Below are 22,055 nucleotides of genomic sequence, written 5' to 3'. Positions count from 1 at the left end.
CTGCTCTCCTCTCAGCCGGTCTCAGCCGGTCTCAGCCGGGTTCTCAACCGGCCCGCAGGGCCGGGACGGTCGGGGCCGAGTCGGGAACTGCCGGTCCGACCGGTGTGGGCGCCGGGGCGGTGAACCGGGGATCGACCGTGACGGTGGTGACACCGAGCGGTGCGACCAGGGCGCGCAGTGCGGGATCGGCGAGGCGGATCCACGTCTGGCCGGAACCGAGCGTCCCGGCCAGCCTGCGCAGGGAGGTGAAGCCGACGGCCGTGCGACCGCCGAGGGGTGTGCGGAAGAGGCGGGCCGCACACCGTGAGGGGCCCGGCCGGACCGGGACGAACAGGAGTCCGGCCGGGAACCGATCCCAGGGCTCGGGGTCTTCGCCGTAGACGAGATCTTTCACGGGATACCTCCGGAAGGAGCTGAAGTGCCCCGGACGCGGGGAGGCGGACCGGGGCTCACCAACGACGTTACGCCCGCCCACCGGGGTCGGCGGCCCCCTCCTGACGGGACGCTGACGGTGATCGGGACGACGTTGACGAGATGCTGACGTGCCTGGTGAGCGGCCCGGGCGGGGTCCGTCAGAAGGGCGCCAAGAACTGGCCCGCGGGCTTTTCGAACGCCTCGCCGAGGAGTGAGATGGGAGGCGTTCCGATGAGGATCGCCGGCGGGAACCGACCGCCGACGCGTGGAGAACGGTGAAGTGATGTCCGAGTCCGACGCGCCCCCAGCCGCTCGTGTCGTGGTCGGAGTGAGCGGCTCCACGGGCAGTCTCGCCGCCCTGTGCCGGGCCGCCGGCGAAGCACGGCACAGGGGTGCCGAGCTGTGGCCGGTGCTGGCCTGGGAGCCGCCCGGCGGAGATCTCGCCGCACGTCGTTCACCGGCTGCGTCCTACCTGGTCGAGGAGGGGAAGCGGCTGGCGCGGGAGCGGCTGGTCACGGCGCTCCGTGACGTGGTCGGCAGTACGGACACGGGGCTTCCGACGCAGGCCCTCGTCGTCCGTGGTTCCCCGGGCCGGGCGCTGACCGAGATCGCCGACCGCGAGGACGACCTCCTCGTCGTCGGTGCCGGGCCCCGCGGCCGTCTGCACCGCGCGCTGTGGCCGTCGGTCAGCCGCTACTGCCTCGCGCACGCCACATGTCCCGTCCTCGCTGTGCCGCCGTCGCCGTTGGAGGCCGAACTGGCCGCCGCGCACCGCCGCAACGCCTGGCGGCTGCGCCTGGACACCGGGCATGTGGCGAAGGCGTTCGAGACCGTGCCGCCCGATGCCTGAGGCCGATGGGCCTCACCCTTCAGGGCGTGGCCGCGGCCGGCAGATCCGGCTGCTCCGTCCGGCGCTCCGGTGCTGTCGGCACGCTGAGCACCATCGTGAGTCCGCCGCCGGGGGTGTCCTCCGCGCTCAGGGTGCCGCCCAGGGCTTCCGTGAAACCGCGGGCCACGGCCAGGCCGAGGCCGACCCCGGCACCGCGCGGAGAGTCGCCGTAGCGCTGGAAGGGTTCGAAGATGCGGTCCTTGGCCTCGTCGGGGACGCCCGGCCCGCGGTCCACCACACGCACCTCGACCCGGTCCGCGAGGGCGCTCGCCGACACGAGGACCTTCTCCTCCGGCGGGCTGTACTTGACCGCGTTCTCCACGATGTTGGCGACGGCCCGCTCCAGCAGCCCCCGGTCCACATGAACCATGGGCAGCGTCTCCGGGATGTCCAGTTCCACGCTGTCCTCCGGCACCCCGACCAGCGCCATCGGCACGACCTCGTCGAGGTCGGTCTCGCGGATGATGGGGGTGACCGTGCCGGTCTGCAGGCGGGACATGTCGAGCAGGTTGCCGACCAACTGGTCGAGACGGTCGGCGCCCGCCTCGATCGCCTCCAGGAGCTCCGCCCGGTCCTCCTCCGACCAGTCGACGTCCTCGGAGCGCAGGGAGGTGACGGCCGCCTTTATCCCGGCCAGTGGGGTACGGAGGTCGTGGCTGACGGCGGCCAGCAGCGCGGTGCGGATGCGGTTGCCCTCGGCCAACTCCTTGGCCTGGTCGGCCTCTTGCTGCAGGCGTCGGCGGTCCAGGACGACGGCTGCCTGGGCGGCGAACGCGGCGAGCACCCGGCGGTCGGCGGCCGGCAGTACGCGCCCCGACAGGGCCAGGGACATGTGGTCGCCGACCGGTACGTCGACGTCCGCGTGCTCGGGGTTCTGGCAGGGGCGCGGGCCGACACTGCCCGCGCAGGTCCAGGGATCCAGCTCGCCGGCCCGCTCCAGCAGGGCCACCGACTCCATGCCGAAGGTCTCCCGCACCCGCTCGAGCAGCGCCTCGAGGCTGGTCTCGCCGCGCAGCACGTTGCCCGCGAGGTAGGACAGGATCTCGGACTCGGCGCGCAGCCGGGCCGCCTGGTCCGTGCGTCTGGCGGCGAGGTCCACCACCGACGCCACCGACACGGCCACACCGACGAAGATCGCGATGGCGACGATGTTCTTGGGGTCGGCGATGGTGAACGTGTGTACAGGTGGGGTGAAGTACCAGTTCAGCAGCAGCGATCCGACCACCGCCGAGGCCAGCGCGGGGAGGAGTCCGCCGAGCAGGGCCGCCGCGACGGTCAGGGTCAGGAACAGCAGCATGTCGTTGGCGAGGCCGACATTCGGTGTGGCGCTGGTCAGCAGCAGGGTGAGCAGGACGGGGCCGAGCACGCCCACGAGCCAGCCCCAGACGATCCGGGCCCGGCCGAGCCGTGCGCCACGGTTCACGGGCAGTCCGCGTCCCTTGCCCGCCTCGTCGTGCGTGATCAGGTGGACGTCGAGATCGGGTCCCGACTCGCGGGCCACCGTGGCTCCGACGCCGGGACCGAACACGTACTGCCAACTCCTGCGCCGGGAGACACCCATCACGATCTGGGTGGCGTTCACCCCGCGGGAGAAGTCCAGCAGCGCGGCCGAGACGTCGTCGCCGACGACCTGGTGGAACGTGCCGCCCAGATCCTCCACCAGCGTTCGCTGGACGGCCAGTTCCTTGGGCGAGGCGGAGGTCAGACCGTCGCTGCGGGAGATGTAGACGGCCAACACCTCGCCGCCGGCGCCCTTTTCGGCAAGCCGCGCGGCCCGGCGGATCAGTGTCCGGCCCTCCGGTCCGCCGGTCAGGCCCACCACGATCCGCTCCCGCGAGCCCCAGATCGTCGACACCTGGTGCTCACTGCGGTACTCGGTCAGATAGGCGTCGACCCGGTCGGCCACCCACAGCAGCGCCAACTCCCTCAGGGCTGTCAGGTTTCCGGGCCGGAAGTAGTTCGAGAGGGCCGCGTCGACCTTGTCGGGCTTGTAGATGTTGCCGTGCGCCATGCGGCGGCGCAGCGCCTGCGGCGACATGTCGACGAGCTCGATCTGGTCGGCCCGGCGCACCACTTCGTCCGGCACGGTCTCCTGCTGCCGTACACCGGTGATCGACTCGACGACGTCGCCGAGCGACTCCAGATGCTGGATGTTGACGGTCGAGACGACGTCGATGCCGGCCGCGAGGAGTTCCTCGACGTCCTGCCAGCGCTTGGTGTTGCGGGAGCCGGGGACGTTGGTGTGAGGCAGCTCGTCGACCATCGCCACCTCTGGGTTCCGGGCCAGGACGGCGTCGATGTCCATCTCGGTGAACGTCGTGCCCCGGTACTCCAGTTCCCTGCGCGGAATCTCCTCCAGGCCGTGCAGCATCACCTCGGTGCGCGGCCGGCCGTGGTGTTCCACGAAAGCGATCACGCAGTCGGTGCCGCGTTCCACGCGCCGGTGCGCCTCGGAGAGCATCGCGTACGTCTTGCCGACGCCCGGTGCCGCGCCGAGGTAGATCCGGAGCTTGCCGCGAGCCATGTTCATCCTTCGAAGCGGTAACCCATGCCGGGCTCGGTGATCAGATAACGGGGGTGGGCGGGGTCCGTCTCCAGTTTGCGGCGGAGCTGGGCCATATAGACCCGCAGGTAGTTGGTCTTGTTGCTCTGGGTGACGCCCCACACCTCCTGGAGCAGGTGCTTCTGGGTGATCAGCCGCCCGGGGTTGGTGATCAGGATCTCCAGCAGGTGCCATTCGGTCGGGGTCAGCCGGATGTCGTGTCCGCCCCGGGTGGCTTTCTTGGCACGCAGATCGACGGTGAACTCGTCGGTCTCCACCAGTGTCGCCTCGGAAACGAACGGAGCGCCCTCTCTGCGCCGGACGGCGGCCCGCAGGCGGGCCAGGAGTTCGTCCATGCTGAACGGCTTCGTGATGTAGTCGTCCGCGCCCGCGTCGAGCGCCGCGACCTTCTCGTCCGACGCCTGCCGGGCCGACAGCACCAGGATCGGGACGCGGGTCCAGCCGCGCAGTGCCTTGATGACGTCGACGCCGTCCATGTCGGGCAGTCCGAGGTCGAGCATCACGACGTCCGGCTGCCGCGCCGCCGCGAGCCGGAGCGCGGCGGCTGCGTCGGGGGCCGCGTCGACGCCGTACTGGCGGGCCTGCAGGTTGATCACGAGGGCCCGTACGAGCTGCGGGTCGTCCTCCACCACCAGCACCCGTGTCATGGGTGTGCGCCTTTCGTGTCGTACGGGCAGTCGTGAAGTCCGGGAACTGCACAACCGGCATCAATGCGACGGGAGTCGGCGGATCCGGGACGTGTCCCCGGCCGCCGACTCCCACGCGGATCGTCGCCTAACGCCATCAGCTCTTCGTCACAAGGGACTTGAGCGCGATGTTGAGTTCCAGCACGTTCACGGTGGGCTCACCGATGAAGCCGAGGGTACGGCCGTCGGTGTGGTCCTTGACCAGCTTCTGCACCTGGGTGACGGACAGCCCGTTCTTCTCTGCGATGCGGTGGACCTGGATGTCCGCGTAGGCCGGGGAGATGTCCGGGTCCAGACCGGAGCCGGACGAGGTCACCGCGTCGGCGGGCACCTGGGACGCCCTGACCGTGTAGCCGGGCACCGAGTTGTCCTTGACGACGGCGGCCTTGGCGTCCTTCACCTGCTGGAGGAGCACCTTGCTGTCGGCGGAGAGGTTGGTGGCACCGGACAGCAGCAGCTTGTACTGGGTGTTGACGCTGTTGGCGCCGAGCCCGTTCTGCGGCCGGCCCTGGAACCACTTCAGATCCGGGTCCGGGGTCTCCTGCCCCTTCTTCAACGGCAGGTTGTACGACTGCCCGATCAGGGACGAGCCGACGACCTTGCCGTCCGACTTGATCTCCGAGCCGTTCGCCTTGCCGTTGAACAGCGCCTGGGCGATCCCCGTGACGGCGAGCGGGTAGATGACGCCCGTCACCACGGTGAGTACCAGCAGGGCCCGCAGACCGGCCCAGAGCAACCGGGCCGTGTTCGTAACCGAGTTGTTCATAGCCGATCAGCCGATTCCGGGGATGAGGGAGATGAGCAGGTCGATGATCTTGATACCGATGAAGGGCGCGATCAGCCCGCCGAGGCCGTAGATCGTGAGGTTGCGGCGCAGCATCTTGTCCGCGCTCACCGGCTTGTACTGCACGCCCCGCAGGGAGAGCGGGACCAGCGCGATGATGACCAGCGCGTTGAAGATGACCGCGGACAGGATCGCGGAGTCGGGCGAGGACAGGTTCATGATGTTGAGCTTGTCCAGGCCCGGGTAGACCGCCGCGAACAGCGCCGGGATGATCGCGAAGTACTTCGCTACGTCGTTGGCGATGGAGAACGTCGTCAAGGCGCCCCGGGTGATGAGGAGTTGCTTGCCGATCTCGACGATCTCGATGAGCTTGGTCGGGTTCGAGTCGAGGTCGACCATGTTGCCGGCCTCCTTCGCGGCCGACGTGCCCGTGTTCATCGCCACGCCGACGTCCGCCTGCGCGAGCGCGGGCGCGTCGTTGGTGCCGTCACCGGTCATCGCGACGAGCTTGCCGCCGGCCTGCTCCCGCTTGATGAGGGCCATCTTGTCCTCGGGCGTGGCCTCCGCGAGGAAGTCGTCGACGCCCGCCTCCTCGGCGATCGCCTTGGCGGTCAGCGGGTTGTCGCCGGTGATCATGACGGTCTTGATGCCCATGCGCCGCAGTTCGTCGAACCGCTCTCGCATGCCTTCCTTGACGACGTCCTTCAAGTGGATGACGCCCAGGATCCGGGCACCCTGCTCGTCCTCGACCGCCACGAGCAGCGGGGTGCCGCCGGCCTCCGAGATCCGGTTGGCGAGAGTGTCGGCGTCCTCAGAAACGGTGCCGCCCTGCTCCTTGACCCAGGTGATGACCGAACCGGCGGCGCCCTTGCGGATCCTGCGCCCGTCCACGTCCACACCCGACATGCGGGTCTGGGCGGTGAACGCGATCCACTCGGCGTTGGCCAGCTCGCCCTGGTGGCGCTCGCGCAGCCCGTACTTCTCCTTCGCCAGGACGACGATGGAGCGGCCCTCGGGCGTCTCGTCGGCCAGCGAGGAGAGCTGGGCGGCATCCGCCACCTCGGCCTCGGTGGTGCCGGTCACCGGCACGAACTCCGACGCCTGGCGGTTACCGAGGGTGATGGTGCCGGTCTTGTCCAGGAGAAGGGTCGATACGTCACCCGCCGCCTCGACTGCCCTGCCGGACATGGCCAGTACGTTGCGCTGCACCAGCCGGTCCATGCCCGCGATGCCGATCGCGGAGAGCAGCGCGCCGATCGTGGTCGGGATCAGACAGACCAGCAGGGCCACCAGCACGATCATCGTGAGGTGGGTGCCCGCGTAGTCCGCGAACGGCGGCAGCGTGGCCACGGCCAGCAGGAAGACGATCGTCAGCGAGGCGAGCAGGATGTTCAGCGCGATCTCGTTCGGCGTCTTCTGCCGGGCGGCACCCTCGACGAGGGCGATCATCCGGTCGATGAAGGTCTCGCCCGGCTTCGTCGTGATCTTGATGACGATGCGGTCGGAGAGGACCTTCGTACCGCCGGTGACGGCCGAGCGGTCGCCGCCGGACTCACGGATGACGGGCGCGGACTCGCCGGTGATGGCCGACTCGTCCACGGACGCGACGCCCTCGACGACGTCACCGTCGCCGGGGATGATGTCGCCCGCCTCGCACACGACCAGGTCACCGATCGTGAGCTCGGTGCCAGGCACCTGCTCCTCGGTCTTGCCGTCCTTGCCCAGACGGCGTGCGACCGTGTCGGTCTTGGCCTTGCGCAGGGTGTCGGCCTGCGCCTTGCCGCGGCCCTCGGCGACCGCCTCCGCGAGGTTGGCGAAGATGACCGTGAGCCACAGCCAGGCGCTGATGGTCCAGCCGAACCAGTCGCCCGGGTCCTTGAAGGAGAAGATCGTCGTCAGCACCGAGCCGACGAGGACCACGAACATGACGGGTGACTTGACCATCACCCGCGGGTCGAGCTTGCGGCAGGCGTCGGGCAGTGACTTCAGCAACTGCTTCGGGTCGAACAGGCCCGCGCCGACCTTGCCTTCGTCCTTGTGACCGGTCGGCACATCGCTGTGCGGCGCCCTGGTCGGGGTGGCTGTGGACATCGAGTCCTCTGACTTCTCTATACGAGTGCTCATGACGCCAGCCCCTCGGCCAGCGGTCCCAGCGCCAGCGCCGGGAAGTAGGTCAGACCGGTGATGATCAGGATCGCGCCCACCAGCAACCCCGTGAACAGGGGCTTCTCGGTGCGCAGGGTGCCCGCGGTCGCCGGGACCGGCCTCTGCTCGGCGAGCGAACCGGCCAGCGCCAGCACGAACACCATCGGCAGGAAGCGCCCGAGCACCATCGCGAGCCCGGTCATGGTGTTGAACCAGTCGGTGTTCGCGTTCAGGCCCGCGAAGGCGGAGCCGTTGTTGTTGGCGGCGGAGGTGAAGGCGTACAGCACCTCGGAGAAGCCGTGCGCGCCGGAGTTCAGCATCGAGTGCGGCGGGGTCGGCAGCGCCATGGAGGCCGCCGCGAAGATCAGCACCAGGGCCGGTGTGATCAGGATGTAGCAGGCCGCGAGCTTCATCTCGCGGGTGCCGATCTTCTTGCCCAGGTACTCGGGCGTACGGCCCACCATCAGACCGGCGATGAACACCGCGATGACCGCCATGATCAGCATGCCGTAGAGGCCGGAGCCGGTACCACCGGGTGCGATCTCGCCGAGCTGCATGCCCAGGATGGTGATTCCGCCGCCGAGACCGGTGAACGAGGAGTGGAAGGAGTCCACCGCGCCCGTCGAGGTCAGCGTGGTCGACACCGCGAAGATGGACGAGGCCCCGACACCGAAGCGTGTTTCCTTGCCCTCCAACGCACCGCCCGCGGCCTGCAGCGCCGGGCCGTGGTGCGCAAACTCGGTCCACATCATCAGGAGGACGAAGCCGAGCCAGATGGTGGCCATGGTGGCGAGAATCGCGTAGCCCTGCTTCACGCTCCCGACCATCACGCCGAAGGTACGCGTCAGCGAGAACGGGATCACCAGCAGCAGGAAGATCTCGAAGAGGTTCGTGAACGGGGTCGGGTTCTCGAAGGGGTGCGCGGAGTTGGCGTTGAAGTAGCCGCCGCCGTTGGTGCCGAACTCCTTGATGGCCTCCTGCGAGGCGACCGCGCCGCCGTTCCACTGCTGGTGGCCGCCCATGAACTGGCCGACCTCGTGGATCCCGGAGAAGTTCTGGATGGCACCGCAGGCGACCAGCACGATCGCCGCGATGATCGAGCCGGGGATCAGGATGCGCATGATGCCGCGCACCAGGTCGGCCCAGAAGTTGCCCAGCTCACCGGTACGGGAGCGCGCGAAGCCCCGTACGAGAGCCACCGCGACGGCGATGCCGACGGCCGCGGAGACGAAGTTCTGCACGGCCAGACCGGCGGTCTGTACGACGTGGCCCATGGCCTGCTCGCCGTAGTACGACTGCCAGTTGGTGTTGGTGACGAACGACGTGGCGGTGTTGAACGCCTGCGCCGGCGAGATCGACGAGAAGCCCAGCGAACCGGGGAGCACGCCCTGGATCCGCTGGAGCAGGTAGAGGAAGAGGACGCCGATCGCGGAAAAGGCCAGCACGCCGCGCAGATAGGCGAGCCAGCGCATCTCGGTGTCGGGGTTGGCACCGATGCCCTTGTAGATCCACTTCTCGACACGCCAGTGCTTGTCGGAGGAGTAGACCTTGGCCATGTAGTTGCCAAGCGGGACGTAGGCGAGCGCCAGTGCTCCTATCAGGGCGAGCAGTTGGAGGAAGCCGGCAAGTACGGGACCCATGTCGTGTCTCAGAACCTCTCCGGGAAGATCAGGGCGAGGACGAGATAGCCCAGCAGGGCGACGGCCACGACGAGGCCGACGATGTTCTCGGCGGTCACAGCTTGGTCACCCCCTTGGCGACGAGGGCCACCAACGCGAACACCGCGATCGTGGTGACGACGAAGGCCAGATCGGCCATCGCGAGCTCCTAGAGGAGGTTCTGGAATCCGCAGCGATTCGTCCGCGAGCGGATCGGACGACTAGAGGAAACCCCGTCTCTGGCCGGAATCGAGTGCCGTTGACGGGTCCCTTACGGCGTGTCGTACACCTTTGACGGAACTCTTACGGCACCTGCGCCGACCTGTGACAAGGGGCCGCTGTCGGGCGCGTCGGGGTGCGTCAGAACAACCGGAAGCGCAGCCTGCAGATCACGGCGTCGGTTTCCCGCCGTACCGCGTGCGCGACGACGGCGCCGCGCTGGTTCTGCAGCAGCCGCTGCCACAGCCGCTCCGGCTCCAGTTCCGGGATCAGGACGGTGACCCGGGTGGCCGGCTCCGACGCCGTCACCTCGCGGACGTACGCGGCGATGGGTCGGCCGAGGGTGCGGCGCTCGCACGTCAGCCGGACCAGCGGGACGCCCGGGTCCCACTGCGCCCACGCACGCTCCAGGGTGTGCATCTGGGCCCGGTCCTCGGGGTCGGGGTAGCAGACGGTGACCGCACGGACCTCGTCGCCGAGGGAGGCGGCGGCGGTCAGGGCCTCCGAGGTGAGGCGGGACAGTGAGGAGACCGGCACGATCACCACCGAGCGGTCGCGGTGGGGGTGCTCGGGGATGCTGCCGAGGCCGAGGCGTTCACCGATCCGGCGGTAAGCGCGGTGGACGGTCTCGAAGGCGAGCACCAGCAGGGGCAGCGCGATCACGATCAGCCAGGCGCCCTCCTCGAACTTCGACGCCGTGACGACGACGGTCGCGACGCCGGTGAGGAGCGCGCCGAACCCGTTGAGCAGCGCCTTGCCCTTCCAGCCGGGCCCACGCTCCAACCGCCAGTGCCGGACCATGCCCACCTGCGCGACGGTGAAGCCGACGAAGACACCGATCGCGAACAGCGGCACCAGGGTGTTGGTGTCGCCGCCGGAGAACACCAGCAGCGCGGCCGAGACCACGGCCAGGGCGAGGACGCCGTGCCGGTGCACCTGGCGGTCGGCCTTCAGCGCGAACACGTGCGGCGCGTAGTTGTCGCGGGCCAGCAGCTTCAGCAGCACCGGCAGGCCGCCGAAGGACGTGTTCGCGGACAGGGCGAGCAGGATCATCGTCGCGAACTGGATGACGTAGAAAGCCCAGTTGTGGCCGAGCGAGGCGTCCGCGAGCTGGGCGAGGACGGTGACGCCCTGGACCGGCTGGAGGTGGAAGCGGGAGATCAGCACCGACAGCCCGATCAGCATCACGCCGAGCACCGCGCCGAGGGCGACCTCCGCGCGCTGGGCCCGCTTCACGCGCGGGCGGCGGAAGGACGGCACGGCGTTGGCGATGGCCTCCACTCCGGTCAGTGCGGCGCAACCTGAGGCGAAAGCTTTCAGCAAGAGCAGCGCGCCCACCGTGGAGGCGTTGTCCGCGAGTGCCGTGGCGTGTCCCGCCGCGGTGGCGGTGCTCACCGGTTCCGACCGGAACAGGCCGACCGCGATGAGGACGAAGATGGAGCCTACGAAGACCGCCGTCGGCACGATGAACGCCCTCGCCGACTCCACGATGCCCCGCAGGTTCACGCCCGTGATCAGGGCTAGCACCGCCAGGCAGAGCCACAGCCGGTCGTCGTAGAGGGACGGGAAGGCGGAGGTCAGGGCGGCTACGCCGGCCGTGACGGCGACAGCCACGTTGAGGACGTAGTCCAGGACGAGGGAGGCTGCCGCGACCAGGCTCGTACGGGCGCCCAGGTGCGTCTTCGCGACGGCGTACGACCCGCCGCCGTCCGGGAAGGCTGCGATCACCTGCCGGTACGAGGCGACCAGCACCGCCAGCAGGCCCGCGATGGCCAGCGTCACCGGGAGCGTGAAGCCGAGTCCGTGCCCACCCGCGGCGGCCAGGACGAGGACGATCGCCTCGGGGCCGTACGCCACCGACGCCATCGCGTCCAGCGACAGCGCGGCGAGGCCGGTGAGCGTGGTCAGGCGATGACGTTCGCCGGTATCCGGCGGTTCCTCACCGGCGGGGACGGCGTCCGGCTCGGTCGTCAGGACGGACATGGGTGCGTGCTCCTTCTTCCAAGGCCACGCACAGGGGCTGAGGAGTGCGCGGTGCACTCCAGGTTCTGTCCGAATCCCGTCGCTCCCGACTGGTCCTTGCGGCATCTTCGCGCTGAAGAGCCAGACCCTGACGGGATCTTGACGGCCGTGTGATCCAGGCGACTGTCGTTCCGTCGCTCGGGACTGCCGTACACCGCAGTCAGGGCGTCAAGAAGCGGCGGATATCCGTCAGAGGCGCATCAAAGTGTGCCGATCGGGTTCTCCGGATCTCTACCGTCACCGGTATGGGACGCCGCGACGACGCGCGACACGAACCGGTCGACGCACACGGAGAGAAGCCCGGTGAGGCAACCAACGGCCTCCAGTGGGTACAGGAGTTGTGGAGTTCCGTCCGCTGCGCGGGCGTCCTGCTCGTCCTGCTCCTCCTGATCGACTGGGGTTCCGGGCGGCTCGCCCCCTGGCGTGCCGCACTGTGGCTGGGCCTGGCAGGGCTGCTGTTCGTCGCGTTGTTTCCCGCCCGGGTGTCCGCCGGCGAGGGCTGGCTGTCCTCACGTCGGATGCTGCGGGAGCACCGGGTCCGTACGGATGCGCTGGTATCCGTCCGCTGCCTGGACGGCATCTCGCAACGGCTCCTGCTGCGGGACGCGTTCGGTGGACGCGTCGAGATCGACCCGGACGTCCTCGTGACCAATCCCCAGCTCTGGTACCGCCTCGACGAGGACGCACGGAAGTCGGTGGCGGTCGGCACGCTGGTGTGCGGCGAGACCGCGCTGCGCCGTGTCTCGGAGCGCGTGGACCGCGAGACCGCCGAGTCCGTGTTCAGGATCTCCGGCCTGGAGTAATAGCCACCGCTGTCAGTCCTCCCGCACCGGCCCCGCCGTGTCCGGCGCCGCGCCCGTCTGGTCGGCCAGGGTGAGTGCCACCAGGCGTGCCTGGAGCAGGGGTACGGGGCCCGGGCCGGGGGTCAGCATGAAGCGGCCGAGGTAGTGGCCGTTGCCGTAGGTCCGCAGTTCGATCTCATCCTGTGGCCAGGCGCTCGCCCCCGTCACACTGCCGTCCTTCAACAGTCGGGGCGGGCGGCCGATGAGGGTGCCGTACTCGAAGCGGCAGGCGCTCAGGGCGAGGAGGTCGGTGAGTTCCCGGCGGACGTGGTCGACCACGGTGTCCGCGGAGTCGGCCGACTGGGCGAGGGCGGCTGTGCGGTGGATCCGGGACAGGTGATCCGCGTCGGTCACCGTGATGACCTCCAACCGGCGCGCCCGGGCCGCCAGTTGGGACACGATGATGCCGACGAGCAACAGGAGCACGGCCGTCTCGACGTCGGCGGACGCGGTGATGTCGAACGTCTCGTACGGCCGCGTGAGGAAGCTGTGTCCGATTGCGGCTACGCCGCGGGCGAACCAGGCCGCCGCGGAGAGCGCCGCGAGCGCACCCGCCGTACGGCTCCCCAGCGCGGCGACCGCGACGACCACCACGACGAGGATGAGGGCGGCGTTGGTGTGGGACAGGTCCGTGCGGAACGGGACCAGGGCGAGGGCCACCAGGAACGGAGCGGCCAGGCCCGCCGTCAGGGCGAGCCGGTCCCGCAGTGGCCAGGCACCCGCCGACGCGACGCGCGGTCCTGCCGTGCGGTGCGACAGCCGGCCTGTGCCGGTCTCCATGATCGTCAGGCACCTCCTAATCTCTGCGCACCGCTGGGGTCCGGGTACTCCGACGATTCGGCCTGTTCGGCGAAGGGCAGCGACACGACCATGGTCAGGCCGCCGCCCGGGGTGTCCTCGGGAGTGAGGGTGCCGTTCATCGCCTCGGTCAGACCACGGGCGAGGGCCAGCCCGAGGCCGAGCCCGGTGGTGTTGTCCGTGTCGCCGAGCCGCTGGAACGGCTCGAAGAGCCGCTCCCGGCTGTCGGCGGGAAGGCCGGGCCCCCGGTCGACGACACGCAACTCGACCCGGCCGGCCAGTGCACTGGCGGTCACCAGCGCCTTCTGCCCCTCAGGCGTGTGGCGGGCGGCGTTTCCGACCAGGCTGGCGATCACGCGCTCCAGCAAGGGCGGATCGGCCTGCACCGCGGGAATCCCCTGGGTGTCCGTCACTTCGACGCCGGTCGTGTCCGCGAGCGCCATGGGGAGCACCTCCTCAAGCGTGGTGGCGCGGAGGTTCAGGGTGAGGACTCCGGCCTCCAGACGGCTGAGGTCGAGGAGGTTCTCCACCAGCCGGTTGAGTTTGGCCATGGACTCGTCGGCGGTGGCGAGGAGTTCCTCGCGGTCCTCGGCGCAGAACTCGACGTCCCGGCTGCGCAGCGAGGTGACCGCGGCCCAGCCCGCGGCGAGCGGTGTGCGCAGGTCGTGGCCGACGGCCCGCAGCAGCGCCGTACGCATCCGGTCGGCGGCCTTGACCGGCTCGATCTCGGCGGCGGCCTCGGCGAGCCGGGCCCGTTCCACCGCGGCTCCGACGTGTGCGGCGAAGGCGGCCAGCACCCGCCGCTCGGACGACGACAGAGTGCGGCCGGCCAGGACGAGATACGCGTCGGGACCGGCCGGCACGGCTGTCACGCCGTTGGCATCGGGCGGCTCGTCCACGAGTTCCGCAGACTCCATGCCGAAGGTCTCCCGGGTACGTTCCAGCAGCGCCGGAATGGTCGCGCCGCCGCGCACGATGGTGCCGGCCAGGGACGACATGGTCTCGGCCTCGGCGGTGGCACGGGCCGAGCGGCGTGACAGGCGCAGGGAGCGGTCGACGACGGCGGCCACGGTGGCGGCCACGACCGCGAACACTCCCAGCGCCAACAGGGCGTTGGGATCGTCCAGGGTGAACTGCCCGATGGGCGGGATGAACCAGTAGTTGAGCAGCAGCGACGCCGTCAACGACGCGATCACCGCCGAGGTGACCCCGCCTATGCAGGCCACCCCCACCACGGCGAGCAGGAACAGCAGCGCCTCGCTGGTCAGGTTCACCGTCCCGCGCACCTGCGCCAGGACGGCCGTGAGCAGCACCGGGAGCACCAGCCCTGCGACCGGACCCGCGATCAGCCGCCGCGTGGACAGGGTGCGTCGCCGGGACGGCAGCAGGGTCCCGCGGCCGGCCCGCTCGTGCGTGACCCGGTGGACGTCGATGTCACCGGAGAGGGCGGTCACCGTCTCCCCCGTGCCGGGTCCGGTCAGGAACCGCTCGAAGCGGCCGCGGCGGCTGGTGCCGAGGACGAGCTGGGTGGCGTTCTCGGCACGGGCGAAGTCCACCAGCGCGGTGGACACGTCGTCGCCGACGACCGAGTGGTAGCTCCCGCCCAGGTCCTCCACCAGCCGCCGTTGCCGGGCCAGGGAGGCGTGCGAGACTCCGGCCGCGAGGCCGTCGCTGCGGGCCACGTGCACGGCGAGCAGATCGCCCCCGGCCGAGCGGGCTGCGATACGGGCGGCCCGGCGGATCAGCGTGTCGCCCTCCGGGCCGCCGGTCAGAGCCACGACAACCCGCTCCCGGGTCTCCCACACCCCACCGATGCCGTGCTGGGAGCGGTACTCCTGGAGCGCCTCGTCGACCCGGTCGGCCACCCACAGCAGCGCCAGCTGCCGCAGCGCGGTCAGGTTTCCGGGCCGGAAGTAGTTCGCGAGCGCCGCGTCGATCTTCTCGGGGGTGTAGATGTTGCCGTGCGCCATGCGGCGGCGCAGCCCCTCGGCCGGCATGTCCACCAGCTCGACCTGGTGGGCGCGCCGTACGACCTCGTCGGGGACCGTCTCGTGCTGCGGTACCCCGGTGATCTTCTCGACCACGTCGTTGAGTGAGGCCAGGTGCTGGACGTTCAGCGCGGTGACGACGTCTATGCCGGCGTCGAGCAGTGTCTCGATGTCCTGCCAGCGCTTGGCGTTGCGGCCGTCGCCCGGGACGTTGCTGTGGGCGAACTCGTCGACGATCGCGACCTGCGGGCGGCGCGCGAGGACCGCGGCCAGGTCCATCTCCTGGAAGTGTCCGCCGCGGTAGAAGCAGCGGGCGCGGGGGACGACCTCCAGGCCGTCGAGCATCGCCTCCGTACCGGGGCGGCCGTGGCACTCGGCGAATCCCACCACCACGTCCGCCCCTCGGGCGGCGCGGCGCCGTCCCTCGTCGAGCATGCGGTAGGTCTTGCCGACTCCCGGGGCTGCCCCGAGGTAGACCTTCAGTCGTCCGGGCCGTACGTCACTCATCGCCGCCGACGCGCTCCATCACTGGGTCAACTCCCCCTCTCATGAAGGGGGCTGTTCCTAAGGAAGCCCCTCCGGGGGCCGGGAGGTACGCGTGTTAGCGCTTCCTTGGCGCCGGTCCCGCGGACCTTGACACTGTCTTGACGTGACCTGCAGCGGATAGGGTGAAAGCGGTGTGCCGGGAAGCCTGGTCGGCAGGGGAGCCAAGTCGGTTCCCCTCGTAGTTCCAGGAGGCGGCATGCGCAGCGTAGGTACGGTTCTCGCCCTCGTGGTCCTCGCCACGATGGTGGCCACCTTCGCGCGCCGGTGGCGCATCCCGGCCCCGTCCCTGCTCGTGGTCGCCGGCCTCGGCGTGGCGTTGCTGCCGGGCACCCCTCAGATCGAGATCAGCCCGGAGATCATCGGCCTCGTCGTACTCCCGCCGCTGCTCTACGCCTCCGCGGAGGAGATGCCCTGGCGTGAGCTGCGCGCGGTGTGGAAACCGGTCGGGATCCTCTCCATCGGCCTGGTCCTGGCGTCCGCGGCGGCAGTCGGCGCGGTGGCGGCGCTGGTGACGCCGCTGTCGTGGCAGATGGCCTTCGTCCTGGGCGCGATTCTGGCGAGCACGGACCCGGTCGCCGTCACAGCGCTGGGCAGACGCCTCGCCCTGCCGCCGAAGGTCCAGGTCCTCGTGCAGGCGGAAAGTCTCTTCAACGACGCGACCTCCCTGGTGCTGGTCCGGGTGGCCGCGGGCATCGCCGTGGCGTCCGCCGCCGCGAACTGGGGCGCGGCGGGCGGCGAGTTCCTGCTGCTGGCCGGCGGCGGCACCCTGATCGGAACAGCGGTGGCCGGCGTGATCGCCCTGATCCGGCGGCGCACCGAGGACCCGGTCCTGGAAACGGTGATCGCCCTGGTCACCCCGTACGCGGCCTATCTGCTGGCTGAGGCGGCACACACCTCCGGCGTGACCTCGTGCGTGGTGGCCGGCGTGGTCCTGGGCGGCCGGGGCGACCGCCTCACCAACGCCCGCATCCGGCTCCAACTGCACGCCGTGTACGGCACGGTGGTGTTCCTGCTGGAGAGCGTGGTCTTCAGCCTCATCGGGCTGGCCCTGCCCGCCCAGGTGCGGGCACTGGACGACGGCGACGGTGCCTGGCCGCTGTACGCCCTCGCCGTGGCCGTCACGCTCGTCGCCGTGCGCATGCTGTGGCTGGCCCCCCTGTCGGCGGTGGTGCAGCGCAAGGGCGGCATCACCCGCATGAACTGGCGGATCCCCGTGGTCCTGACCTGGGCCGGCACCCGAGGGGTGATGCCGCTGGCCGCCGCCCTGTCCATCCCGGAGGTCGCGCAGAACGGCACCGCTCTCGCGGAACGGCCGCTCGTCCTCGTCCTGACCACCTCGGTCGTGGTCGTCACCCTCGTGGTGCAGGGCTTCACCCTGGCGCCCGTCGTCCACCGCGCCGGCATCGCCCTGGAGCCCGCCCACACCGCGCGCGAGGAGGCCGAGGCCCGCTCCCACCTCGCCCACGCGGGACTGGCCCGCCTGGAAGAACTGGGCGAGCTCGAGGTCGTACCGGACGTCGTCCTCGACCGGCTCCGCCGCGGCCTGGCCGCCCGCCTCGACGACGCCCGCGACCGCCTCGCGGAGCAGGACGGCGACGGAGCCACGACCGAGTCCGCCGACCTGGTGTACCGACAGTTGCGCCGCGACCTGATCGCCGTCGAGACGGGCGAACTCCAGCGCCTCTACGACGGCCACGCCATCAGCGACACCACCCGCCGCCGACTGCAGCGGTCACTGGACCTGGAGGAGGCTCGGCTGGCCGATTCGTGAGCGCTCCGCTGGGGGGCCGAGATACGGTCGTTGGTCGTCTGCGGCGACGTCGTGGCTTGTCGCGCCCACGCGGCGGAGCCGCATATTGATACAGCCCCGCGCCAAAAAAAGGGGGCTGCCAAGCCCTGCATCCAGGATGATCCGGCAGACAGGTCCTAACGGAACTCCGCCAGCCTGGGCCGTAGTCCGAGGGCCGTGAGAGCCATCGCGGCGAGCAGCAGTCCACCCGCCCAGGGCAGCTGGCCGGTGACCGCCGAGCGGCCCGCGTCGGTCGAGGCCGTGAAGTGGGCGCGGTTGATGTCGGTCACCTTGTCCAGCGCGGCCATCCAGGCCCCGAAGTGCGCGTTGGAGGGCTGGGAGGACAGGGCGGATCGGGCGGAGCTGTACTCCGCGTCGAACGCCTTGTCGTTGGAGGACACCAACGTCCGTGCTGCCGGGACGAGTTGCTGTTGCAGAAGATCGGTGGCCCTGCGGTAGTCGACAAGCGCGGACGCTTTGCCGCCGTGGTGCCCGTCGTTCTCCAGGGCCCGGCCGATCAGCTCCTGGTACTCGGCGAAGTCGTCGGTGAGGGACTCCACGCTCTTCTCATCGGTCTTGTCGCCCTGCGCGGCGACGGCGAGCGTGCGCAGATCGTGGCCGATCTCCTTGCGCGCGCCACCGTAGAAGCCGACAGCCTTCTGGTAGGGCGTCTGCAGGCGTCCTTTGCCGGCGTCGCCGTTGGACAGCAGGATGTTGGCAGCCTGCGCGTCCATGTCGTTGAGGGCGAGATCGAGGTCGGCGGCGCTGGTGGTCCGGGGCGCGTCGCGGTCGGCCACGCTGTTCCAGGTGCCCAGGGCCGCGAGTCCGGCGAGTGTCAGCAACAGGGCCAGGGCCGCGGCGAGCACGACCGTGGCCGCGCGCAGGAGGCGCAGCCGCGCGGGCACGGTGGCCCAGTAGCGGCGGCGCAGAGCGGCCCACGCGGCCACGGTCCGCTGCGCGGGGCGGTGCCCCGGACCGCCCGTCCGCGACGCCTCTTGTCGCTGCGGTCCGGGGCTGCCCACTGGCGGGGTGATCGCCGGCTGCGATGACCGCGCACCGGCCTCCGGCTGAGGTCTGTGCGATGCGCCGGCCGTGATGGTCACGGTCCCTCCCCCGCCATGCCGAGGACGGTGACCCCGCCCCCCGTTGCCGCTCAGTCTGCGACCGGATCAGGCCATGGACGGACTGCGTTGACACCTTCCTGACGGCTGGCCAGGTTTGTTTGACGGGGCCTTGACGGCGTTCACGCCGGATCCGCATGAAAGCCGCAAATTCCTTGCTGAGCAAGGTTGTTCGACCGCTGGTCGCGATTGGACTCCTGTGGTCCGCCGCCGAGGGCCGGGGCGTCGACGGCCTCGCCTCACCCGCTCCGGAGTCCCCCATCCGAAGAGCGGCTCGCGGCGGCCTCGTGTGTGCCACCGAACGGCAGGCACCGGCGTGTGGCGTCCCGTCGTCTTCCCTCGCCGACGTGCGCGCGTCGCCGTGTCACCCTCCAGCCGATGACCGAGTACGCCGACGCCGCCCAGCCGACGACCGTCCTGGTCGCCCTGCTCGTCACCCTCATTCCCACGACCATCGGCGCGTTGCTGTCCGCGATCGGCATCGCCGGCATGGACCGCCTGGTCCAGCGCAACGTGGTCGCCATGTCGCAGGGCCGGGCTGTCGAGGCGGCCGGTGACGTGAACTCCCTGCTGCTCGACAAGACCGGCACCATCCCCTCGGCAACCGCGAGGCCGTCGCCTTCGTTCCGCTGCCCGGCATCGACGAACGGCAACTCGCCGACGCGGCCCAGATGTCGTCCCTGGCCGACGAGAGGCGGTGTTCGCGGCCGACCCTCGCGTCACCGACCCCCGCGTCACCGACCCCGGCGTCTGCGACACGGCGCTGCTCTCCCTGTACTCGCACGAGGGCGTGTCGCCCGCCGAAGGCGCGGCGAACGTGGTCCGGCTGCGCGACCCAGGGCCGTATCGGGTGGTGCGGGGCGGCTGACGGGGCCATGGCCTGCGTCGACGTGAAGTTCAAAGCCTCGGTAAGGCCGCCGTTAGGAAGGTCTTGCCGCCCCATCAAAGCCCCGTCAACGAGAGGCAGTCGGCCCTGATCCGGGCCGTAGCGTCGCCGTGGGCGCCCGACCGGCGCCTGCGCAGCGGGCCCCACATGCCCGCACCGAGGAGCTGAACGAACATGACCACCACCGTGCCCGGCACCACCCTTGCGGCCGGGCCGCTGGGCGACCGGCGGACCGATGCCCGGGAAAAGGACATCATGCGCTTCCGCACGGTGTCCGGACCGGATCTGACCACCCGCAACGACGCCTACCTTGCCTGGCAGCTCGACCGCCAACAGGCTGACCTGTGGCCGTACTTCCGCCGCTACGACACCGCCCTGACCACCCGCGCCACCGTCGTCTCCGACACCGGCGTGATCACCGAAGGCCCCAACTTCGGCGGCCAGGACTACCTCTCCCTCACCGGCCACCCCGCCGTCCTCGACGCCGCCCACCAGGCCCTGCGCGACTACGGCCCCCTCACCGCCGGCTCCCCGGCCCTCGGCGGCGCGACCCCCATCAGCAGGGCGCTGGAAGCCGGCCTCGCCGAGGCCCTGCGCACCGAGCACGTGGCGCTCTTCCCCACCGGCTGGGCGTCCGGCTTCGGCACCATCCGGGCCCTGATGCACCGCCGCGACCACATCCTGCTCGACAAGCTCTCCCACGACTCGCTGCGCCAGGGCGCCGCCGCGAGCGGGGCGAGCGTGGAGTTCTTCCGGCACCTCGACAACGAGGCCGTACGGCGCCATCTGGAGGGCATCCGCGCGACCGACACCACCAACGCCGTCCTCGTCGTCACCGAGGGCGTCTTCTCCATGGACTCCGACACCCCGCAGTTGGCCGAACTGCTCGGCATCTGCCGGGAGTTCGGCGCCCAGTTGATGGTCGACGTGGCCCACGACTTCGGTGCCATGGGCGAGTTGGGCGGCGGCCAGCTCGAGGTGCACGGCATCCTCGGCGAGGTCGACTTCGTGGTCGGCGCCTTCTCCAAGACCTTCGCCACCACCGGCGGCTTCCTCGCCACACCGTCCGCCTCGGCGCGGGAGTTCGTGCGGATGTTCGGCGGTCCGCAGACCTTCTCCAGCGCCATCACCCCCGTACAGACCGCGGTGGCCCTCGCGTCCCTCGGGATCGTGACCTCGCCCGAAGGTGCCCGGCGCCGGGCGGCGGTCGCGGCCGTCGCCACCCGGCTGCGCGAGGGACTCACCGCCCGCGGCCTGGAGGTCATGGGCGACGTGGTCTGCCCGGTCGTCCCGGTCCTCATCGGCGACACCCCCACCGGCCGCACCGCCTCGGGCCTCATCGCCCGCGCCGGCCTCGTCGCGCACCTCGTCGAACAGCCGGCCGTCGCCTCCGACGCGGCGCGCTTCCGTATGCAGGCCATGGCGGACCACACGGACGCCGATGTCGACACCGCGATCGACATCCTCGACACCTGCATCCACACCGCCCGGCAAACCGTCACCGCAACCCGCTGAGCACTGACACACCCCCTGCGGTCGGACGGAACCTCTCGAAGCGTTCCGCCCGGCCGCAGGCAGCCGACCCCACGACGAAGCGACGTCGGGTGTCCGGCCCCGACCTCCTCGTCCCGATGTTCTCTCGGCACGCACCAGCCGCTCTCCGTCAGGGGCCCGTCAGCGTCGGCCGCTCAAGGCACACACGTGCCTAGCGTCAGCTCCATGCGGCACAACAAACCGGTGGTCCAGGCCGGCGACCGCCACTGGCGTGGCAGCGCGCGGCTCGCGGTGAGCTGCGCCCTGCTGTTCTGCGTCATGAGCCTTCTGGTCGACTCGGACGCGGGAATCCTGAATCCGCTCCGCGGCCTGCTCTGGATCACCATGTCGGCCGCCGTATGCGTCGTCCTCCTGCCGCAGCGGGTGAGTGCGGGCCCCGGCTGGCTGGCGGTACGCACCCCGTGGCGCCGACACCTGGTCCACACGGACGCGCTGGCAGCCGTACGACAGTACGAGGGCGTCTCCTCCCACCTGGTCCTGCGGGACGTCCACGGCCACAGCCTGGAGCTCGACCCCCGGGTCCTCGCCGCCAATCCCCTGCTCTGGCACGAACCGGACACGGGCGTCCGCCGCTCCGTGGGACGCGGAACGCTTCGCCACGGAGCGGACGTCCTCGACCGAATGGTCCGACGCATCGACGACGAGACGGTACAGGCGGTTCTGCGGGAGTCTGGACTTGCCTGAGGTCACGCGTCCAGGTGTGCGCGGATGAGTGTGTCGAGTCGCTGCCATGCCGGGGACGAGGCGCTGACCGTGCCCTGGATGAGCGCCGGGATCTCGGAGGCCGTGTCCATCTGGGGCGCTTCGTCGGATCCGTAGCGTTCCCGATGTGCCTCGGCGATCCGGCGGGCGAGGTCGTCGATGCGGGGATCGTCGGGGTCGAGGTCGTGCGCGTGGTCGTAGTCGAGGAAGAGCTGTCTTGACATGCTCCTCGTCCTGAAGGACGAGGATTCTGGCCTTCTCTACCGGTTGCTGTGCCGCTACGCGGCACAGTTTCCGATGGGGAATCCGTGGCTTCCTGTTTCTTCACGCTGTGCCAGAACGAGTTCTGGTCTTACCGGCGCTCCGCAGGCCGATACCGCCAGTCCGGCGGCCGTCTTCACGTTGATCGCGGCGTTGGTGTCCCGGTCGTGGACGGTGCCGCAGGCGCT

General features: G+C 70.4%; 19 protein-coding genes and 1 pseudogene. 8 read left to right on the top strand and 12 right to left on the bottom strand.

Annotated features, from left to right (window positions below; genetic code table 11):
• Positions 1 to 43: 43 nt before the first annotated feature.
• Positions 44 to 394 carry an SAV_915 family protein gene (locus BMZ82_RS26135; RefSeq protein ID WP_093779845.1) on the bottom strand — a complete coding sequence of 117 codons (351 nt, stop codon included), beginning with the start codon at positions 392 to 394 and terminating at the stop codon, positions 44 to 46.
• Positions 395 to 697: 303 nt separating this feature from the next.
• Between BMZ82_RS26135 and BMZ82_RS26130 the strand changes: the two genes are divergently transcribed.
• The gene (locus BMZ82_RS26130) at positions 698 to 1,264 is read left to right on the top strand and encodes a universal stress protein (protein ID WP_093779902.1); all 567 of its coding nucleotides are present in this window, start codon (positions 698 to 700) and stop codon (positions 1,262 to 1,264) included.
• A 19-nt stretch (positions 1,265 to 1,283) separates the two neighbouring features.
• Here the strand turns inward: BMZ82_RS26130 and BMZ82_RS26125 are convergent, their stop codons facing one another.
• The 7 genes from BMZ82_RS26125 to BMZ82_RS26095 all read right to left on the bottom strand — a co-directional run bounded on the left by BMZ82_RS26125 (position 1,284) and on the right by BMZ82_RS26095 (position 11,341).
• Positions 1,284 to 3,827: a sensor histidine kinase gene (locus BMZ82_RS26125; RefSeq protein ID WP_093779844.1), complete on the bottom strand. Its 2,544-nt coding sequence runs from the start codon at positions 3,825 to 3,827 to the stop codon at positions 1,284 to 1,286.
• Between the two features lie 2 nt (positions 3,828 to 3,829).
• Entirely contained in the window at positions 3,830 to 4,513 is a 684-nt protein-coding gene (locus tag BMZ82_RS26120) for a response regulator (protein WP_093779843.1), read from the bottom strand.
• Positions 4,514 to 4,649: 136 nt separating this feature from the next.
• On the bottom strand, positions 4,650 to 5,318 hold the full coding sequence (locus tag BMZ82_RS26115) for a potassium-transporting ATPase subunit C (RefSeq protein ID WP_093779842.1): 669 nt from the start codon (positions 5,316 to 5,318) through the stop codon (positions 4,650 to 4,652).
• Between the two features lie 6 nt (positions 5,319 to 5,324).
• Complete coding sequence (gene kdpB / locus BMZ82_RS26110; RefSeq protein ID WP_093779841.1) at positions 5,325 to 7,460, bottom strand: potassium-transporting ATPase subunit KdpB; 2,136 nt, start codon at positions 7,458 to 7,460, stop codon at positions 5,325 to 5,327.
• On the bottom strand, positions 7,457 to 9,121 hold the full coding sequence (gene kdpA, locus BMZ82_RS26105) for a potassium-transporting ATPase subunit KdpA (protein WP_093779840.1): 1,665 nt from the start codon (positions 9,119 to 9,121) through the stop codon (positions 7,457 to 7,459). The genes kdpB and kdpA overlap by 4 nt, the downstream gene beginning before the upstream one ends.
• Before the next feature lie 8 nt (positions 9,122 to 9,129).
• Positions 9,130 to 9,219, bottom strand: coding sequence for a K(+)-transporting ATPase subunit F (kdpF, locus tag BMZ82_RS26100; RefSeq protein ID WP_016434100.1), 90 nt, complete (start codon positions 9,217 to 9,219; stop codon positions 9,130 to 9,132).
• A 280-nt stretch (positions 9,220 to 9,499) separates the two neighbouring features.
• On the bottom strand, positions 9,500 to 11,341 hold the full coding sequence (locus BMZ82_RS26095; protein ID WP_093779839.1) for an APC family permease: 1,842 nt from the start codon (positions 11,339 to 11,341) through the stop codon (positions 9,500 to 9,502).
• A gap of 284 nt (positions 11,342 to 11,625) precedes the next feature.
• On the opposite strand from BMZ82_RS26095, the gene BMZ82_RS26090 reads away from it, so the two are divergent.
• Entirely contained in the window at positions 11,626 to 12,183 is a 558-nt protein-coding gene (locus BMZ82_RS26090; protein WP_256252116.1) for a hypothetical protein, read from the top strand.
• Between the two features lie 12 nt (positions 12,184 to 12,195).
• Here the strand turns inward: BMZ82_RS26090 and BMZ82_RS26085 are convergent, their stop codons facing one another.
• Positions 12,196 to 13,002 (bottom strand): DUF4118 domain-containing protein, encoded by an 807-nt coding sequence (locus BMZ82_RS26085; protein ID WP_093779838.1) that lies wholly within the window; start codon positions 13,000 to 13,002, stop codon positions 12,196 to 12,198.
• Between the two features lie 5 nt (positions 13,003 to 13,007).
• Positions 13,008 to 15,515, bottom strand: coding sequence for a sensor histidine kinase (locus tag BMZ82_RS26080; RefSeq protein WP_093779837.1), 2,508 nt, complete (start codon positions 15,513 to 15,515; stop codon positions 13,008 to 13,010).
• 235 nt (positions 15,516 to 15,750) lie between these two features.
• Between BMZ82_RS26080 and BMZ82_RS26075 the strand changes: the two genes are divergently transcribed.
• Positions 15,751 to 17,325, top strand: a complete 1,575-nt coding sequence (locus BMZ82_RS26075) for a Na+/H+ antiporter (protein ID WP_093779836.1) — start codon at positions 15,751 to 15,753, stop codon at positions 17,323 to 17,325.
• A gap of 155 nt (positions 17,326 to 17,480) precedes the next feature.
• On the opposite strand, the gene BMZ82_RS26070 is transcribed toward BMZ82_RS26075, so the two are convergent.
• Positions 17,481 to 18,446: a hypothetical protein gene (locus BMZ82_RS26070; RefSeq protein ID WP_143098914.1), complete on the bottom strand. Its 966-nt coding sequence runs from the start codon at positions 18,444 to 18,446 to the stop codon at positions 17,481 to 17,483.
• A 381-nt stretch (positions 18,447 to 18,827) separates the two neighbouring features.
• On the opposite strand from BMZ82_RS26070, the pseudogene BMZ82_RS42780 reads away from it, so the two are divergent.
• From BMZ82_RS42780 to BMZ82_RS26055, 4 genes and pseudogenes are all read left to right on the top strand, one after another.
• A pseudogene (locus BMZ82_RS42780) lies at positions 18,828 to 19,156 on the top strand (potassium-transporting ATPase subunit B); the annotation flags it as partial.
• Positions 19,157 to 19,161: 5 nt separating this feature from the next.
• Positions 19,162 to 19,332, top strand: a complete 171-nt coding sequence (locus tag BMZ82_RS39620; protein WP_256252124.1) for a hypothetical protein — start codon at positions 19,162 to 19,164, stop codon at positions 19,330 to 19,332.
• 192 nt (positions 19,333 to 19,524) lie between these two features.
• Positions 19,525 to 20,865, top strand: a complete 1,341-nt coding sequence (locus tag BMZ82_RS26060) for an aminotransferase class I/II-fold pyridoxal phosphate-dependent enzyme (RefSeq protein WP_093779834.1) — start codon at positions 19,525 to 19,527, stop codon at positions 20,863 to 20,865.
• A gap of 204 nt (positions 20,866 to 21,069) precedes the next feature.
• Entirely contained in the window at positions 21,070 to 21,588 is a 519-nt protein-coding gene (locus tag BMZ82_RS26055) for a hypothetical protein (RefSeq protein ID WP_093779833.1), read from the top strand.
• 2 nt (positions 21,589 to 21,590) lie between these two features.
• On the opposite strand, the gene BMZ82_RS26050 is transcribed toward BMZ82_RS26055, so the two are convergent.
• Positions 21,591 to 21,830 (bottom strand): hypothetical protein, encoded by a 240-nt coding sequence (locus tag BMZ82_RS26050; protein WP_256252115.1) that lies wholly within the window; start codon positions 21,828 to 21,830, stop codon positions 21,591 to 21,593.
• Here BMZ82_RS26050 and BMZ82_RS42775 point away from each other — a divergent pair.
• Positions 21,829 to 22,055, top strand: a 227-nt coding sequence (locus BMZ82_RS42775) for a hypothetical protein (protein WP_218159050.1), incomplete at its 3' end; no start/stop codon positions are given. The two genes, BMZ82_RS26050 and BMZ82_RS42775, sit on opposite strands and share 2 nt — an antisense overlap.

It is taken from the genome of Streptomyces sp. yr375 (assembly GCF_900110755.1).
GTDB lineage: Bacteria > Actinomycetota > Actinomycetes > Streptomycetales > Streptomycetaceae > Streptomyces.
The sequence above is the reverse complement of the archived record's forward strand: the minus strand, read 5'-3'. Positions and strand labels throughout refer to the sequence as shown.